This is a genomic window from Adhaeribacter aquaticus DSM 16391 (assembly GCF_000473365.1).
Lineage (GTDB): Bacteria > Bacteroidota > Bacteroidia > Cytophagales > Hymenobacteraceae > Adhaeribacter > Adhaeribacter aquaticus.
This window is the reverse complement of the sequence record NZ_KI421517.1, coordinates 2,562,346-2,579,786: the sequence shown is the minus strand read 5'-3', so window position 1 is coordinate 2,579,786 and position 17,441 is coordinate 2,562,346. Positions and strand designations below refer to the sequence as shown.

Here is a 17,441-nt window from a genome sequence, read left to right as displayed (position 1 = left end):
TCTTGCAACCAGTCGTCCTTACGCAATATCAATAGTAGAGTGGTGAGGTTTAACACCAATACCATAGTAGTTGAAGCCAGCTTCTTCCATTTCCTGCAGGTCATAGATGTTGCGGCCATCAAAGATGACTTTGTCTTTCATCAGCTTGCCTACCACCTTCAGGTTCGGGGAGCGGAACTCCGGCCACTCGGTAATGATCAGCAAAGCATCAGCATCAATCAACGCATCGTACTGATCTTTGGCAAATTCTATAGAATCTCCTAAAATATGCTGCGCTTCTTTTATGGCTACCGGATCATACGCTTTCACCTTACAACCTGCTGCCAGCAGCTTCTCGATGATCACCAGCGATGGCGCTTCCCGCATGTCATCAGTTTTAGGTTTAAAGGAAAGGCCCCACAAGGCAAAAGTCTTACCGGCTAATGCTCCTTCAAAGTGGCGGGTCACTTTGTTAAACAGCACCGACTTCTGGTTCTCATTTACCGACTCCACTGACTTTAAGATCTGCATCTCGTAGCCATTCTCCGCTGCTGTTTTAATCAACGCTTTTACATCTTTAGGGAAGCAGGAGCCGCCGTAGCCGATACCAGGGTAGATGAACTTGTTGCCAATCCTGGCATCCGAACCTATGCCTTTGCGCACCATGTTTACATCTGCGCCCATGATCTCACATAGATTAGCAATGTCATTCATGAAGCTGATCTTAGTTGCCAGCATGGAGTTAGCCGCATACTTGGTCATTTCTGCCGATGGAATGTCCATGAAGATGATGGGGTGGCCGTTCAACAGGAATGGCTTGTACACCTTCTGCATGATGTCTTCGGCTCTTTCGCTTTCCACGCCGATCACAATGCGGTCTGGCTTGAGGAAATCTTCTATGGCTGCTCCTTCTTTCAAAAACTCAGGATTAGAAGCCACATCAAACTCAAATGCACCTTCTCTTTTAGCTACTTCTTCTTCAATAGCCGCTCTTACTTTCTTAGCTGTTCCTACGGGTACGGTACTCTTGGTAACCACTACCATGTAGTTGTTCATGTGCTGGCCGATGCTGCGGGCTACGGCTAACACATACTTCAAGTCAGCACTGCCGTCTTCTCCCGGAGGAGTACCTACGGCAATAAAAGCAACATCCGCTCCTTGTATGCTTTCGGCTATGCTGGTAGAAAAGTTCAGTCGCCCTTTCTGGGTGTTGCGCAATACCATTTCTTCCAGTCCTGGTTCATAGATAGGTAAGATGCCCTTCCGTAGGTTCTCGATCTTCTTTACATCTATGTCTATACAGGTTACATCCATGCCTACTTCCGCTAAACATGTCCCCGTTACCAGGCCTACATAGCCCGTGCCTACTACTGCTATTCTCATTTTCTTGTATTATTGTAATTCGAATAAAATGTAAATTTAAAGCAATTTAAAACTTTGCTAACAAAGAAGCTAACAATTTGTAAAAAATTTATTTAAAAACTGTTATGGTTGTATTTATTATAAATATACTGTTGTTTGCTTTTATAAAGAGGAACGATAAAATATAACTTTTCCACTTTTGCTACTGCTTCCAGCTTTATTATGGTTACCGATCCATATAGGGCACCGTGCGTTTCTCCGTATGGCTCTGCATGGCCAGTTCAATTATTCGGATGGTATTGCGGGCTTGCTCCGGGGTTACGTCCAGTTCTTCCTGACCCAGAATAGCACCATAAACATTTTGGTATAGCCCGCGGTAATCGCCTACCTGGCTGGCTACTTTGCCCATTATATGTAAGCCGTTGTATTCGGTATTAATTCGGCCCCAGTTAGCTTCCGGCTCCACGCCCCAGTTAGGCGTATTGCCCGGGTGTAAGCCAGCTTTCAGCGCTTCTTCCTGTACATCCAACCCATATTTTATAAACGAGCCATGGTCGCCGAGCAGCAGGTAATGTGGCGTAGGCTCTTTTACCAGCATGCCGCTTTTTAAGGTAACTTTCAGACCAGGATAATGCAGGATTACTTCAAAGTTATCGATAATCTTGCCGCCCGTTCGTTGGGTGCGTAAATCGGCGGTAATTTCTTCAGGCAAACCAAATAAAACCTGGGCGCCATCAATCAAATGGGCTCCTAAGTCATATAAAATACCGGAGGCTTCCGTGTCTTCTTCTTTCCAGGTGCCCGGTTTAATAAAGTTCCGGAAACGGTCGAAATGAACTTCGTATTCCACCAGGTTACCGAGCATTTTACTCTGGATAATTTTCTTTACCGTTAAGGCATCACCATCCCAGCGGCGGTTGTGGTACACCGTAATTAATTTGTTTTGCGTTTTCGCCAGCTGAATGAGTTCATCGGCTTCGGCCGAGGTGGGCGTAAAGGGTTTGTCGACTAACACGTGTTTACCAGCCAGCAAAGCTTCCCGGGAAAGTTGGTAATGGGAGGTATTCGGCGAAGCCACTACTACCAAATCAATTTCCGGATCATTAAAGATAGCCTGCACATCCGGTACTATTTCGGCTTGGGGGTAGCGCTCCCTGGCCAACGCAATGTTGCCGGCGTTAGTGGCCCGTATGGTCTTTAAATTAAATCCGGGTACATTGGTAATAAAAGGAGCATGAAACATTTGTCCGGCCATGCCAAAACCAATTAGTCCTACTTGTAAAATCTGGCTCATGTCGTGTAAGTCTTTTAATTTTCAATATTAAAAATTCTTTTGCAATTAGTGCGTAAATAAAATTAAGGTATCCCAAAAATAACTTATCACCCAACTCACAGGGTAAACTGCTAGAGTGAATGAGAATAAATATATGAATCAGCGTATTTTTAAAAATCCTAATGTAAAGGATAAAGTTACCTTTCTGAAAACGGCCGCTGAAACAAATGGGGAATACACATTGCTGGAAGTAGAACTGGCTCCGGGAGGTGGTAATCCTTTACATTACCACCTTACCTATGCCGAAACCTTTACCCCTGTAACCGGAAATTTAGGTGTCCAGTTAGGTAATCAAACAAGATTGCTGAAACCCGGAGAAGCTTTTACCGTTCTGCCTAAGCTCGTCCACCGCTTTTATAACCCCGGTGCGCACCCAATTACTTTCCTGACTGAGTTGAGACCGGCCAGTATTGGGTTCGAAAAGTTTATTAAAATTTTGTACGGTTTAGCTTCCGATGGATTAACCACGGAAAAAGGAATTCCTAAAAATTGGTTTTATGCAGCGCTTATAACCTCCCTAGGCGATACCCATGGGGTAGGAGTGTTACGGTTGACAAAGCCGGTAATTGAGTTAGTGGCTTTTGGCGCCCGAAAAGCAGGTTTAGAAGAAAAGCTTTTAAAAAAGTATGCTAGGCATAACTTATGAAGAACTGGCAGGGATTTTGCCTTACAGATCATACTGTTTTCATAGCTTTTTTAACATTACAGGGCAGGCGTTAGATTAAAACGTCTGCTCTGTTTTATGATAAGCTGTTGGTACAATAAAGGAAGAATCACGTCTTCGTATAAAAAGCAACTAGTTTCTCTGAATAGTGAAGTTTTACAGCTTTGCTTTATTTTAATATATTGAGCAAATAGGTGCCGTACCCGCTTTTTCGTAAGGGTTCGGCCACTTTTCTAAGCTGTTCGGCATCTATAAAGCCCATGCGGTAAGCCACCTCCTCAATAGAACCGATTTTTAATCCCTGGCGCTCTTCTATTACCTGCACGAAGGTAGCAGCCTGCATCAAAGATTGAATGGTGCCGGTGTCCAGCCAGGCCGTGCCCCGGTCCAGTATACCTACTTTCAGTTTGCCGCGGCGTAGGTATTCTTTATTCACATCCGTGATTTCGTATTCGCCCCGTGGACTAGGTTTTAGGTTTCGGGCTATTTCCAGAACATCATTATCATAGAAGTAAAGGCCGGGCACCGCAAAATTAGATTTAGGTTGAGCAGGCTTTTCTTCAATAGATAGCGCGTTCATGTTTTCATCAAAATCTACTACCCCGTATCGTTCCGGATCCAGTACGTGATAAGCATAAACAACCCCTCCATCCGGATCATTATTCGCCTGCAGCAGTTTGCTCATACCAGAGCCATAAAAGATATTATCACCCAGAACCAGGGCTACTTTTTCTTTCCCAATAAAGTCAGCGCCTATTATAAAAGCCTGGGCTAAACCATTGGGTTCTTCCTGAACTGCATAACTGAAACTGCAGCCAATGCTACTGCCATCGCCCAGAAGCCGCTCAAACAGGGGCAAGTCGTGGGGCGTTGAAATAATCAGAATTTCCCGGATACCCGCCAGCATCAGCGTTGAGAGCGGGTAATAAATCATCGGTTTATCATAAACGGGCATTAGTTGTTTGCTAACCGCTAAGGTTAATGGGTGCAGCCTGGTGCCGGAGCCTCCGGCAAGAATAATTCCTTTCATAGTTTAGGGAGTGTTAACTTTCTTATAATCGCCCTTGCTCATGATATTTTGAGCGTTAAAACATGCCAATTAATAGCTTGATGTTCCTTGATTGGGCGAGTTTCTTATATAGGTATAAGGTGTTTAATAAAACAAAATCAAATTTATTTGCTCTAAAAGTATTGGTTTTTCCTAAAAGCAAATTTCTTCTATAGAATTGGCTAAAGTAAGAATTTTGATTTATACGCAAAGAAATAAATATGGTAGAAAACCTGATCCTGATAAAAGGTTAATGATAGATTGGCTTTGTAAGAGGTTTTAAGTTTTAAAATAATATTAATTAAAATGCAGTTATTTTAATTTCTTAGATTACACCCGACGCTTTTGGTTATAGCTTATATAGCGGTAATATAGATTAAATATTAACAAATCTTTATTGTTGTCCGTGTATTGGTCAGGCAGAACGGTAAAAAGCAAGTTGTAAATATATTATTAGGAGACTGTTAGTGTTGGTATAGAGTCAATTTTTCATAACATAAAATTAAAAAGGGTCAGAACCGCTTGATTAGTTCTGACCCTTTTTGATAATTATGCAATTAATTTTTTAGACTAGGAAAAATCACTGCCATATTCCGCAATTACTTCCTGCGAAACACTTTTTATTTCCTGCTCATTATCTTTCGGATAGATCAGCAATACGGAACCATCATCCACCACAATAAAGTTTTGCAAGCCTTTTATTACAGCGGCCTTATTTTGCGGCAGATGAATGACGCAGTCGGTAGTATCGTATAACTTAATTTTCTGACCGGCAATTACATTGTTCGCTTCATTCTTGTCCGCGGCATCGTATAAAGAAGCCCAGGTGCCTAAATCCGACCAGCCAAAATCTGCTGGTACGGTATAAATATTATCGGCTTTTTCCATAATGGCATAATCCACCGATATATTAGGCGATTGCGGGTAATACTCCCGAATAAATACTTCCTCTTCGGGCGTGTTGTATACGGAATTGCCTTTTTGGAAAAGTTGGTAAATTTCCGGGCTATTTTCTTCTAAGGCTTTCAATACCGTACTTACTTTCCAGATAAAGATACCGGCATTCCACAGGTAATCGCCGCTGGCTAAAAACTCCTGGGCTTTGTCCAGGGATGGTTTTTCGGTAAACCGAATTACCTTGTGAACCCCTTCTGTACCTGCTTTATCAAAATTAATGTAACCATAACCGGTATCCGGACGGGTAGGGGTTATGCCCAAGGTTACCAGGGCCTCATTTTGTTGACTAAATTGCAGGGCTTGCTGCAGCTTCTGAATAAATACCTCCTCGTAAAGAATAAAATGATCAGAAGGCGCTACCACAATATTTGCCTCCGGGTTTAAGTTAGCTACTTTAAAAGAAGCATAAGCAATACAAGGAGCCGTATTGTTACGGGAAGGTTCACAAATAATATTATCAACCGCTATGCCGGTTAACTGCTCCTGAATAATCTGGCTGTATTGGCCGTTAGTAACAATAAAGATATTAGTGGCCGGGCAAAGTTTCAGAAAGCGCTCGTACGTTAACTGCAGCAAGGATTTTCCAATGCCGAGTATATCTATAAATTGTTTCGGAAAGTTATTACGGCTCTTAGGCCAAAACCGGCTGCCAACGCCACCAGCCATAATCAGGACATAAGTATTATTGTTCATGAAGGTAGATATAAAGAAATAGACGGGTTTCTGAGGAAGATTTAAACTAACTGCGTGTAGTTAAATTTTAACTTATTTAATATTAACCAATTAATGTTCTTTGACAAAGATTAAAAAAAATATCTAAACTTCCTTAAATTTGTTTAAAAAATTTTAATCATTAGTGCTAATATTGAATATATTCTATGTAATTTGAGCAATATAGTAGATAGTAAAATAGAAAAATGATTTTGAAATTGGAGTTTTCTAATGCTGCCTGATAACCTTTATTTATTAAAAGTAGAAGAAACCAATGCTAAAAGGTAAATAAATTTACCAGAGGTGTTTTGTAATTATACGGATAGATAAATTAACCAATGCCATTCACGTTTTCCCATCCAATTGCGATTTTACCGTTCTGCTACTTGCCTAAAAGGTTTCGATCTGTAACGGGCTTAGTCGTAGGAAGTTTGGTGCCGGATTTTGAAAAATTTATCCGGATGCGGATTTATGATTCTTTTAGCCATACCTGGCCCGCTATTTTTTACTTTAATTTGCCCTTAGGTATTTTGTTAGCCTTCCTCTTTCATAATATTGTTAGAGAGCCTTTAGTAGATAACTTACCGCTAAGCTTAAGAAAGCGCTTAGTAGCTTTTAATGGTCTTAATTGGAATAAAGCATTTAGAGAAAATTATCCGATTATTATTTTCTCTATACTAATAGGAGTTATATCCCATTTTGCATTAGATAGCTGTACGCATCCTTATGGTAAAGTTGTGCAACTAGTTCCTGCTCTTTCCACGCGCTTGCTGTGGAAAGAGCAAACATATGCTATATTTGGCATTCTGGATCGGGTAATCTCCTTGGTGGCCATTTTAATATTTTTCTTTTTAGTAATACGTTTACCTAAACATGAAGCAGGTATAAGAGCGGAGTATAATTTTAATGGTTTCTGGTTGTTTTTTGGCGTGCTTGTTCTGGTTATTATTTGGGTAAGGCTTCAATATAAACTAGAACCACAGCTTTATTTTTATGATTTAATCAGTACAACTATAGCGGCTGTTCTTTTAAGTTTATTACTAGTTTCTTGTTTCGTTAAAGTTACAATTTTAAGGAGTTGATTTAAAGATATATCTATTTGCCTATAAATTTCCTTCGTCAGATGCATGACTTATTGGATTTTCACAAACCATTTACAAAAATTTATTAGGGTATATATAAATAAAGACGGAACTGGTAAATGATTTAGTTAATAATCGAAAAAAGATACCTTTTATAGGTATCATATTATGATGTTTTTTATAATAAAATCGGGGAAAAACACGAATTTTTTTATAAAAAATATTAAAATAACAAAGGCTATAACTGATTGAGTAGAATTAATAATTGTTTTAATTGTAATGTTTTAATGTTTTTTTTAAAAAATTGTTAATGTTTTTAACTTGGCTTTGCAACAATATTTTTTTTTATAATTTTGTAAATCAAACTAAAAGGAACTTTTTTAATAGACATTATCTTTAAAGTTTAAATTTTTACAATTTCACTTTTCCGCTCCAGCGTGGAATAAATAAGGAAAAAATACAAATATATAACATGAAGAAAGCTTTAATCACGGGAATTACAGGGCAGGATGGTGCCTATTTAGCAGAGTTTCTATTAAAGAAAGGATATGAAGTACATGGTATCAAGCGGAGAAGTTCTTTGTTTAATACTGATCGGATTGACCACCTGTACCAGGATCCGCACGAAGAAGATGTACGGTTCCACCTGCACTACGGTGATTTAAGTGACTCTACCAATATTATCCGGATTATTCAGCAAGTACAGCCCGACGAAATTTATAACCTGGGGGCTATGAGCCATGTGAAAGTGAGCTTCGATACACCTGAGTATACGGCTAATGCGGATGGTATTGGTACATTGCGGATTTTAGAAGCGGTTCGTATCTTAGGTTTAACCAAAAAGACCCGTATTTACCAGGCATCTACATCTGAATTGTACGGTTTAGTACAGGCAGTACCACAGTCTGAAACAACTCCTTTTTATCCACGCTCGCCATATGCGGTTGCTAAATTATACGGCTACTGGATCACTGTAAACTACCGCGAAGCGTACGATATGTATGCCTGCAACGGTATCTTGTTCAACCACGAATCACCTTTAAGAGGCGAAACCTTTGTTACCCGTAAAATTACCCGGGGCGCCGCTAAGATTGCGCTAGGGATGCAGGATAAATTGTATTTAGGTAACCTGGATGCTAAACGCGACTGGGGACATGCCAAAGATTATATAGAAGCTATGTATTTAATCTTGCAGCAGGATGTTGCGGAAGACTATGTAATTGCTACCGGTATTACTACTACCGTTAGAGATTTTGTAAAAATGGCTTTCTCGGAAGTAGGTATTGAGTTAGCCTTTAGTGGCATTGGGGTAGAAGAGAAAGGCGTGGTAATGTCCTGCTCTAACCCAGACTTCCAACTGGAAGTGGGTACTGAAGTGGTAGCCGTAGATCCACGTTATTTCCGCCCTACTGAAGTAGAATTGTTAATTGGTGACCCTACTAAATCGAAAACCCAGTTAGGTTGGGAGCCAAAATACGATTTGCCTGCCCTGGTAAAAGACATGATGGACGCGGACGTAGAGCATTTTCAGAAAGAGAAAATGTTATTGGAGCAAGGTTATCGGGTGAAGAACCAATTTGAATAGGCATTCACTTATAATAAATGAATAAAGAAGATAAAATATATGTAGCCGGCCATCGGGGGATGGTCGGTTCTGCTATTATCCGGCGATTAGAGCAGGACGGCTATACCAATATTATTACCCGGGTTTCTAAAGAGCTTGATTTACGGAACCAGCAACAGGTAAATGAGTTTTTTCAGGAAGAAAAACCGGATTATGTATTTTTAGCGGCTGCTAAAGTAGGCGGTATTGTAGCTAATAATACCTACCGCGGCGAGTTCCTGTATGATAACCTCATGATCCAAAGCAATGTGATTCATGCGGCTTATTTGCAGGGTGTTCAGAAGCTGATGTTCTTAGGTTCTTCCTGTATTTATCCAAAGCTAGCTCCGCAACCTTTAAAGGAGGAATATTTGTTGACGGGGCCTTTGGAGCAAACTAATGAACCATATGCCATTGCCAAAATTGCCGGTATTAAGTTGTGTGATGCTTATCGGGATCAGTATGGTTGTAACTTTATTTCGGTAATGCCAACGAACCTTTATGGGCCTAATGATAACTACGACCTGCAAAACTCACATGTGTTACCAGCATTAATCCGGAAGATGCACGAAGCAAAGGCCAGGGGAGAAGAACAGGTAACTATTTGGGGAACAGGTTCGCCGAAACGGGAGTTTTTACATGCCGATGATTTAGCAGATGCTTGTTTTTATTTGATGCAGACTTATAATGAGCCTGGATTGGTAAACATTGGTGTAGGTGAAGATATATCCATCAAGGATTTAGCTTATCTGGTGAAAGCTATTGTAGGTTTTGAAGGCGAACTAGTGTTTGATACTGCTAAACCTGATGGAACGCCGCGTAAATTGATGGATGTGTCTAAGCTGAATTCTTTTGGTTGGAAAGCTAATATTGGTTTAGAAGAAGGAATTAGAGGCGTTTATGAAAAAGTAAAAGAAGCTGAATGGGCAATTATTGCTTAACTTCTGTTTAATAATATAGCCTAATAAGCTTTATTATATTTCTAGAAAAGCCACTCTTGCACATAAAAGTAGCAGGGGTGGCTTTTTCGTGTCACATAAAAAAAAGTAACTTAATTTTAAAGAAAAAAATAAAGATGATAGTTTTCAGCGTCAGTCTTTCTATTATTTTATTGAGATAAATTGGTATTAAAAATTCATAGAATAATAACTTCCTTAGTATTAAAATACTGCATTTAAGTAATTTATATAAATTTTTCCTTAATTTTACATTAATATATATATTTGGATTTTTAATTGGTTTTTACTAGGAAATTAATTTAATAAAGCCTTATTTATAATTACAATTAGATATTCCTTTCAAACTAAAAGGTATCAAAGCATATACTACTTCTAAAAGTTTAATGCTACTAGTTGTGAAAATTTATTTATTCAATAGGTTATTCCATTAAAGCCCCTATTTTTCTTATTCTATTATATGCCAAAATTTTACTTTATTCTATTATTTTCTTTAAGTTTTATTTCTGGGTTTGGTCAAATTCGAAATGTACATTATGGTTTAGAAGGCCAGGGAATTGTTACTACTTCAGGTCAGGTTCCATTTTGGTTAAGATCAAACCAATTTGGTAGCGTTCCCCTTTCCGGCCCATCTGTAAGTTTTATCAGCCGATTGCGTAAAGATTATGATAGTACCCAAACTAAATTATTTGATTGGGGAGTAGGTTATGAGGGAAGAGTCAATGTAGGAAAAACTTCACAATTTTTACTAGTAGAAGGTTATGGAAAGGCACGTTTAGGTATATTTGAATTAAAGGCTGGCCGTGCAAAGGAAATAATGGGTTTAGTAGATACCACCCTATCATCTGGAGCCTTTGCAATTTCTGGTAATGCCTTGGGAATTCCAAAAGTTCAGCTGGCAATTCCTGGATTTTATACTTTGCCTATTTTTAAAGGAATGTTTGCTTTTAAAGGTAACTTCGCCCATGGTTGGGTTGGGCAGCTTCCTTTAGGTATCTACAATATAGGATCTACCAAAAGGGTAGATCAGGATTACGTCTATTTTCACCAAAAATCTTTGTATGGGAAGTTTGGTCGGAACGAATGGAAAATAAGGATTTATGGGGGTTTTAATCATCAAGTATTTTGGGGTGATTATAGAAGAATTTACGCTCCAGGTCATTTTAATCTTACTCCCTTGCAGGCTTACTTTTACGTAATTACAGGGAAAGCATATGGAGCTGAGGATGGAGCGCGTTATATAGAGAGATCCAAACTTGGTAATCAATTAGGCTCCATTGATTTAGGGTTGGAGTATGATATGCAGGATATAAAGGTTTTTGCTTACAGACAAAGTTTTTACGATGTGGGTGCATTATATTATCTTGCTAACATCATGGATGGGTTAAATGGAATTAGTCTAATAAATAAGAAAAATTCGGATAAAATTGTACAATGGCGGAAGGTAGTATTAGAACTTCTATATACTAAAAATCAGGCAGGAGAGACATGGTCAAAGATTACCCCTTCAGGTGATGAAGATTATTATAATAACTATTTTTATTCAACTGGTTGGTCATATAAAGGTTTAGGTATAGGAACTCCTTTTTTAAGTACAAAGGCTTCAACCAGAAAAAATTTGCCTTCAGATCCTGTAGATTATTTTAATAATAACCGGGTGCTTGCATTTCATGTAGGTTTACAAGGACAAGTTAAGGCATGGAGATTTGTAGCCAAAAGTTCTTATTCAAAAAATTATGGCACTTTTGGAACAAGTATTTCTGGTCGTTCTAGGGGCAAATTAAGGTTTCCTCCTCAAAATGGAATTTTTCCAGAAGTTAACCAATTTTCAGCTTATTTAGAAGGAAGTAGAGATTTAACCAGAGGTTATAGTATATCTTTTCTTACAGCTTTTGATTCTGGAAAGCTTCTGTATGATACAGGAGGTTTAATTGTAAAGTTTTCGAAAAAATGGTAAAACAAAGAAATTTGGTTTATAAAATTATCTAAGAGGAACTTGTAGGTTAAAAGTAACATCTGTGAGCTGGAATGTTTTTTTAGCCCCTTACTTAATTTATTAATAAAGTACCATTTTCAGAAAGAAGAAAAATAATAAAGGCTTAGCCAACGCCTAACCACAGTATTACGGTAGGGTGCTAATTACTTTTAAATTCTCTTCTTTTCATTTAATTGGTACAATTTTTAGTAATCTTGAAGTTTTTAAAAAATGATTAATTTTAAAATTACAACTGATTGAAAAAATATTATAATTTCCTTGGTCTTAACCTGTTTACCACAATTTAAACTAAATTTTAGAAAAGATAAGTATGAAAAAAGTTTATAATAAAATTAATTAATAATTATTTGGAAATTGGATAAGCACGTTGTTTAAATTTATTCCTTTTTATAGAAGAATTTACTTGTTTCTGTTTCTCTTTTAGCAAAATCCAACCAAATACAGGACCATAATATAAATACCGCTTCCACATTCTTTTTGGTTCCTTTACCAGTCGGCCTAACCACTCTAACCCAAAATTAATCCAAAAATTGCTTGGTCTATTTACTGTGCCAGCATAAAAATCAAATACTGCACCAATAGAACAGATTATTTTTGTGTCAAGTTTCTCTTTATGGAGATAAGACCATTTTTCTTGCTTAGGTGCCGTCATACCCACAAATAGAACATCTGGCTTAATATTATTAACCACTTCAATCATTATAGCATTATCCTCATTTGAAAATTCAGGCTTATAAGGGGGAGAGTAATACGTCATCTTTACCGAAGGGTACTCAATAGCAAGCCTTTCCTTTATTTTCGTTAATGTTTGTTCTGTGGAACCTAAATACATACAACTTCCACCTACTTTATTAAGTTCTCTTAAAAGATACTGGTGAATATCGGCTCCTGCTATCTTTGTTATCTTATCTCCTGTTAATAGCTTAGATGCGGCAACAATGCCGACACCATCAGGTAATAATATATCAGAATTTAATAATGCTTGTTTAAAATTGTGATCCTTTTCCGCAACTATATATGAATATTGGTTTATAGTGTTGATTAATAGTTTAGAGCGAATTTTTAAATTTTCCAATTTATCATTAAAAATTTTAAACCCTAAAAGTTCAATATTATTCTTTGAACCCATAACTTTTGTAACCATTTGAGGAAAAATAATTTTAATTATAGCAATTTAATAAATTCCAATTCGTCTTGCAAATGCCTTCATTTGTAAGAGCATAATTATAAAAAAATAGGAAGAAAAGATTTTGTTAAAGTATATTATAATAAATTAGATTAAGAATTAATTATAATAGCCATCATTAATCTGAAATATTATAAAAAGAAATTGATTAGTTTTTAAAGTCAATCTTAAATAAAACAGCTTTTTTAAATAAAACGTTCTTGCAATAATGAACTATATCTGTCAAATAATCAAAAATGTTAATTTTAGTTTTTGATTATTATATTGAAAAAAACATTTTCCACTTATAGAAGTTCTATTACCGATGCAGTCACCTTTTTTAATGTTAATGTTTTTTATTTAACTAAAATAAATTTTTTATAAATAGAAGCCCTTGATAATTAAATTTATAATTGCTGTAGAGTTTCTTTAATTAGGCTCTTTATATAAATATTTTAAGGTCTAAGTTGGTTTAGCTATTTTGTAAAAAATATTAAGGTTGTTGATATAGTTAGTTATATCGAAATTATTTTTTACATAATCCCTTGCATTATTTGATAGAAGTAAACAAAAGTTTTCATTAAAAATTAAAGTTTTTATTTTCTCTGCTAAATCTATAGGATTGCTTTTTTCAACGATTAAACCATTCTTACCATTTTCAATTAAATATCCCATTGATCCATCTGTGGTAACAATTGGAACTAAGCCATAGGCCATAGCCTCAAGAAGTGCAACAGGTAAACCCTCTCCATGTAAAGAGGGAAGTAAAAAAATATCACAGGTAGATAAAATTTCTATTTTGGCTTTACCCCCAACTATTCCATGAAATTTAATATTTTCGATTTCTTTTTCTTCTGAAAATATAAATTCTTCAAGAGGCCCTTTACCACATATGTTTAATTTAAACTTGGTGTTATACCCATTTATATTAAGAATCTTTATTGCATTAATAATCACTTCTAAACCTTTTGATTCATGAAGCCGACCTAAAAAAAGGATATTTACAACTTTGTTATTTATCGTAGGCCTATTTATGTTTTCAGGAAAATTAATTGTATTCTTTAAAACCTTAACAGAGTTTATATTATATTCCTTTTTAACAGTTTCTTTTTCTAATTCACTTAAAGCTAAAACAATCTTCGAATTTTTTAATATAAATTTAATTATTTTATTCAGTATGTAAGGGGCCTTTTCAATTAAGTACCTGCCTCCATGTAAATGAGTTAGTATTGGTTTTTTTTTAAAATAGCATAGTAAGAAGACTACAAACTCCCGTAATATAGATTTTGTATTTAATGGAAGATTAAGATGTAGAATATCAAAATTGTTAGTTTGTATATGTTTGTAAAGTATCCTGTAGCTATCAAATACATTAGTAAACCTTTTAAGCGTATTTCCCTCATTATCTTTCTTACCTGATAAAAGGTGGATGTATGTTACTTGAGAATTATTTTTAATTATAGTGTTTACTACTGATGAAATTCCACTAACATTTTCAGTAATTTCTAAGCTTGGTGAAGTAATTAAAATTTTTAAAGATGATTTTTGGTTAACCGACATGCAGTTTATTTGTTAAAATGCCCTTTGCTAATTAAATTAATAGTTTTGTATTAAAATTTAATTATTTTACAAGATTATTATAAATGGAGATTTGTTAATTTTAATTTTAAAAAAGTATAATTAATATTTTTTGTAAAAACATTAATTAATTCCGCTATTGGTTATTAATGATTTACATATTTTATTAATTAAATTTTTAAATTTTTAACAACCCTGGCAGGGTTTCCTGCTACAACTGAAAAAGAAGGAACATCTTTAATAACAACCGAGCCAGCACCTATTATAGCATTATCTCCAATATTGATTTTTCCTATAATTACAACATTAGCACCTATTTGAACATTATTCCCAATACAAGGAACATCTTTTTCTGATTTTCCATTACCTATTGTGGTATTATGCCTTAAAGTTACATTCCTACCTATAACAGAATCTTGGTGTATAACTGTACTTTGTCCATGAAATAAATTGAAACCTCTGCCTAATTTCACTGTATCTGGTATATCGATACAAAGTAGCCATTGAACAAAAAATTTGTAAAAGATTCTTATTGGTAATCCTATTATCTTAAAAAAGGAGTTTTTTGTAAAGAATGAGCTAATTCTAAAGATTAATATAAAAAATGCGCCCTTAGTATTTCCTCTTAGTTTTATTATTTCCTGAATAAGGTTCATTATTTATGATTTTCAATTAAAATCTTTTTGTTAAAATTAAAATTTAATTTTGGATTATCTTCTTGTAGAAGAATGTATATTAATGCTAAAAGCACTTCCATTATTGAAGAAATTACACCTCCTTGAACCATTTGGTAAAACAAATAGGAAAAACTTACGGCTAAAGGAAGTAATTTAACTGGAGATTTTGATCTTATTGATTGGATAATTAAACTGTAGATAAATAAAACATAAAGAATTAACCCGATTACTCCATCTTTAAGGAAATAGGTCATGAAACCATTATGTGCATAAATTCTGAGGCCAACTAGTTTCTCCATTTTCTCCATGTAGGGATCTAAGCCTAGTCCTAATACTTTTTCTTCAAAACTTGCATTAATCCATATATCTATCGAGGCAATTTGAAATAAGATTCTACCAGATCCTAAATCTTTAGTAGCATCACCAGAGGAGTATTCTTGTGAATCTAGTAACCTTGCTTTTAAAGTCTCATCCTTATTATATAAATAAAAAAATATGCTAAATGAGAAGATTGCGAGAATAATTGAAGGTAATATGTTTTTGATCCTAAAGGTTTTTATATAAAAAACAAGAAGTCCAACAATTAAGGTAAGATAGCCCGTTCTAATATAGGTTTTATAAATAACATATAACCCAAACAAAATTGTTAAAAGTAATACCCTTCTAAAATTTTTATTTATGTATATAGGTTCTTTGTTTACTAAAAGAAAATAAATAAGGCATAATAAGCATAAACTAAGGGTAACGCTTGCGCTATGTGAATTTTCAAACATTCCTATAAAACCGGAAGAATCTTCCCCAAAAATAGAAAGATTATACCCTGTATTTATCGGTTCAAGAATGCCTAATAAAAAGAAAGAAGAAGAGGAAATTATTACAAAAGAAAAAAAGATTAAAAAATTTATAATTTGCTTTTTATCAAACCTATTTAAGGCAACTATATAAGTTAATGGAAATATTAACGACCTTAATGTATCTATTAGTACAGTTGAAAAGCTATAATAGGTCCCCGTCGAAAAAAAGGTTTTTAAAGCTGATGCTATACTAGTTTTTCCAATTTTAGTTATTTTAAAACTATTTTTCTTAAGTAAGTATAAAATGCTAAAAACAATAAAAGATCCGTTTGTTAATGCTGATATTTTTATTGAGCCCATTGTTATGGGTTGGACATACAAAATGCTATTGACCAATTTATATTTAAAATAAATCTCAAATTTTATTTTTTCTAACAGGGGAAGTGAATAAGGTTTGGTGAATGAAATTTCTTTGTAAATATCTATATATTTATATACAACTTTTTCTACATCAAAATAATCTTTACATATCCGTCTCGAAAATTCTCTCTTTTGTTCTTGTAAAGGTGCATTATTCAATATTTTTTTAAATTGAGTTAATCTTTCTTTATCGTCAGAATTATCAATCACTCTTTCTGAGAAATTCTTTTCTAAAAAGTTTGTCAGATTTAGCTCATTTAATAAAATAGGAAAACTATGTGAAGCTGTGTGGCCTGCTAATATTTTACCCATAAATGAAGCCTCCATTAGGCTTCTTCCGCTACCAATGTAGACTGTGCATATATCTATCAATTCTTTAGGATTAGATGTATATTTTTTATCTGAAATAAATATAATATTGTCAATCCCTTTAGTTAAAGAATTTAATTTTCTAAAAAAAGTTTCTTCTTGAATGAACCCAATAATTAATAGCTTGATGTTTTTTCTCTCTTTAGATAATTCTTGAAATAATTTTATAGTTTGAACTATAGATTTTTCATAAAACGAGGATATTCTAGTAATTTTTAATAGAACCTCTTCTTCCTCTTTTATTGAATATTTTGCTCTCAACTCTTTTATAGCTAAATAATTCTGTTGGAATGATTTAATTCTATTAGGAATTAACCAAATATTACTTGTAGAAAATTTTTTGTTACTTTTAAAATGGTCTAGGTTTTCCTGGGAGAAAAGGCATAAATATTTTGAATATGGGTAAAATTTTGGATTTTCGCCTCCACATTTAGTAACTAATACTTTATGAGTTCTTTTTCTTAAATAATAATAAGATAATTCATCAAAACAATGAATGCAGTCATATTCATTACTCAGTAACAGGTTTTCAATTTGTTTAATAATAACTTTTTCTGGTTTATAGCTTTCTATATAGTGGTAGTAAAGTGACGTTCTTGTTATAATAGGACTATTATTTTCTCCTATGCATAACACCTCTACTTCAACTCCAGCAGATTTTATTGCATCAGCAATTGTAACTAGGCTTTGGAAATGCCCACCTATACTTTCTTTAAAACCATATATTGCATAAAGTATTTTCACTTG

The 17,441-nt window shown here is 34.9% G+C and carries 13 protein-coding genes; 5 read left to right on the top strand and 8 right to left on the bottom strand.

Annotated elements, in window-relative coordinates:
- Positions 1 to 18: 18 nt before the first annotated feature.
- Positions 19 to 1,362 (bottom strand): UDP-glucose dehydrogenase family protein, encoded by a 1,344-nt coding sequence (locus tag ADHAQ_RS0113450; RefSeq protein WP_026462953.1) that lies wholly within the window; start codon positions 1,360 to 1,362, stop codon positions 19 to 21.
- A 205-nt stretch (positions 1,363 to 1,567) separates the two neighbouring features.
- The gene (locus ADHAQ_RS0113445; protein ID WP_026463376.1) at positions 1,568 to 2,635 is read right to left on the bottom strand and encodes a Gfo/Idh/MocA family oxidoreductase; all 1,068 of its coding nucleotides are present in this window, start codon (positions 2,633 to 2,635) and stop codon (positions 1,568 to 1,570) included.
- Between the two features lie 133 nt (positions 2,636 to 2,768).
- Here ADHAQ_RS0113445 and ADHAQ_RS0113440 point away from each other — a divergent pair, with 133 nt between their 5' ends.
- Positions 2,769 to 3,320, top strand: coding sequence for a cupin domain-containing protein (locus ADHAQ_RS0113440; RefSeq protein ID WP_026463375.1), 552 nt, complete (start codon positions 2,769 to 2,771; stop codon positions 3,318 to 3,320).
- A 187-nt stretch (positions 3,321 to 3,507) separates the two neighbouring features.
- Here the strand turns inward: ADHAQ_RS0113440 and rfbA are convergent, their stop codons facing one another.
- Together rfbA and ADHAQ_RS0113430 are read right to left on the bottom strand one after the other, a co-directional pair.
- Positions 3,508 to 4,368: a glucose-1-phosphate thymidylyltransferase RfbA gene (rfbA, locus tag ADHAQ_RS0113435; RefSeq protein ID WP_026463374.1), complete on the bottom strand. Its 861-nt coding sequence runs from the start codon at positions 4,366 to 4,368 to the stop codon at positions 3,508 to 3,510.
- Positions 4,369 to 4,956: 588 nt separating this feature from the next.
- Entirely contained in the window at positions 4,957 to 6,036 is a 1,080-nt protein-coding gene (locus ADHAQ_RS0113430) for a mannose-1-phosphate guanylyltransferase (protein WP_026463373.1), read from the bottom strand.
- A gap of 356 nt (positions 6,037 to 6,392) precedes the next feature.
- On the opposite strand from ADHAQ_RS0113430, the gene ADHAQ_RS25665 reads away from it, so the two are divergent.
- The 4 genes from ADHAQ_RS25665 to ADHAQ_RS25660 all read left to right on the top strand — a co-directional run bounded on the left by ADHAQ_RS25665 (position 6,393) and on the right by ADHAQ_RS25660 (position 11,652).
- Entirely contained in the window at positions 6,393 to 7,136 is a 744-nt protein-coding gene (locus ADHAQ_RS25665; RefSeq protein ID WP_071781113.1) for a DUF4184 family protein, read from the top strand.
- A 472-nt stretch (positions 7,137 to 7,608) separates the two neighbouring features.
- Positions 7,609 to 8,721 (top strand): GDP-mannose 4,6-dehydratase, encoded by a 1,113-nt coding sequence (gene gmd / locus ADHAQ_RS0113420; RefSeq protein WP_026463372.1) that lies wholly within the window; start codon positions 7,609 to 7,611, stop codon positions 8,719 to 8,721.
- A gap of 17 nt (positions 8,722 to 8,738) precedes the next feature.
- The gene (fcl, locus tag ADHAQ_RS0113415) at positions 8,739 to 9,680 is read left to right on the top strand and encodes a GDP-L-fucose synthase (RefSeq protein ID WP_026463371.1); all 942 of its coding nucleotides are present in this window, start codon (positions 8,739 to 8,741) and stop codon (positions 9,678 to 9,680) included.
- A gap of 475 nt (positions 9,681 to 10,155) precedes the next feature.
- Positions 10,156 to 11,652, top strand: a complete 1,497-nt coding sequence (locus tag ADHAQ_RS25660; RefSeq protein ID WP_034256812.1) for a capsule assembly Wzi family protein — start codon at positions 10,156 to 10,158, stop codon at positions 11,650 to 11,652.
- Between the two features lie 382 nt (positions 11,653 to 12,034).
- On the opposite strand, the gene ADHAQ_RS0113405 is transcribed toward ADHAQ_RS25660, so the two are convergent.
- From ADHAQ_RS0113405 to ADHAQ_RS0113390, 4 genes are all read right to left on the bottom strand, one after another.
- On the bottom strand, positions 12,035 to 12,835 hold the full coding sequence (locus tag ADHAQ_RS0113405) for a WecB/TagA/CpsF family glycosyltransferase (RefSeq protein ID WP_245590615.1): 801 nt from the start codon (positions 12,833 to 12,835) through the stop codon (positions 12,035 to 12,037).
- 483 nt (positions 12,836 to 13,318) lie between these two features.
- Complete coding sequence (locus tag ADHAQ_RS0113400; protein ID WP_026463369.1) at positions 13,319 to 14,416, bottom strand: glycosyltransferase family 4 protein; 1,098 nt, start codon at positions 14,414 to 14,416, stop codon at positions 13,319 to 13,321.
- Between the two features lie 188 nt (positions 14,417 to 14,604).
- Positions 14,605 to 15,090, bottom strand: a complete 486-nt coding sequence (locus ADHAQ_RS28880; protein WP_026463368.1) for a serine O-acetyltransferase — start codon at positions 15,088 to 15,090, stop codon at positions 14,605 to 14,607.
- Positions 15,090 to 17,438 carry an O-antigen ligase family protein gene (locus tag ADHAQ_RS0113390; RefSeq protein ID WP_026463367.1) on the bottom strand — a complete coding sequence of 783 codons (2,349 nt, stop codon included), beginning with the start codon at positions 17,436 to 17,438 and terminating at the stop codon, positions 15,090 to 15,092. Before ADHAQ_RS0113390 ends, ADHAQ_RS28880 begins: the two co-directional genes overlap by 1 nt.
- Positions 17,439 to 17,441 lie beyond the last annotated feature (3 nt).

Excerpts from the sequence above, each read along its gene's own strand:
- fcl (WP_026463371.1), top strand. The coding sequence starts at position 8,739 with ATGAATAAAGAAGATAAAATATATGTAGCCGGCCATCGGGGGATGGTC.
- ADHAQ_RS0113430 (WP_026463373.1), bottom strand. The coding sequence starts at position 6,036 with ATGAACAATAATACTTATGTCCTGATTATGGCTGGTGGCGTTGGCAGC.
- ADHAQ_RS25665 (WP_071781113.1), top strand. The coding sequence starts at position 6,393 with ATGCCATTCACGTTTTCCCATCCAATTGCGATTTTACCGTTCTGCTAC.
- ADHAQ_RS0113445 (WP_026463376.1), bottom strand. The coding sequence starts at position 2,635 with ATGAGCCAGATTTTACAAGTAGGACTAATTGGTTTTGGCATGGCCGGA.
- ADHAQ_RS28880 (WP_026463368.1), bottom strand. The coding sequence starts at position 15,090 with ATGAACCTTATTCAGGAAATAATAAAACTAAGAGGAAATACTAAGGGC.
- gmd (WP_026463372.1), top strand. The coding sequence starts at position 7,609 with ATGAAGAAAGCTTTAATCACGGGAATTACAGGGCAGGATGGTGCCTAT.
- ADHAQ_RS0113440 (WP_026463375.1), top strand. The coding sequence starts at position 2,769 with ATGAATCAGCGTATTTTTAAAAATCCTAATGTAAAGGATAAAGTTACC.
- ADHAQ_RS0113450 (WP_026462953.1), bottom strand. The coding sequence starts at position 1,362 with ATGAGAATAGCAGTAGTAGGCACGGGCTATGTAGGCCTGGTAACGGGG.
- ADHAQ_RS0113400 (WP_026463369.1), bottom strand. The coding sequence starts at position 14,416 with ATGTCGGTTAACCAAAAATCATCTTTAAAAATTTTAATTACTTCACCA.
- ADHAQ_RS25660 (WP_034256812.1), top strand. The coding sequence starts at position 10,156 with ATGCCAAAATTTTACTTTATTCTATTATTTTCTTTAAGTTTTATTTCT.
- rfbA (WP_026463374.1), bottom strand. The coding sequence starts at position 4,368 with ATGAAAGGAATTATTCTTGCCGGAGGCTCCGGCACCAGGCTGCACCCA.
- ADHAQ_RS0113405 (WP_245590615.1), bottom strand. The coding sequence starts at position 12,835 with ATGGTTACAAAAGTTATGGGTTCAAAGAATAATATTGAACTTTTAGGG.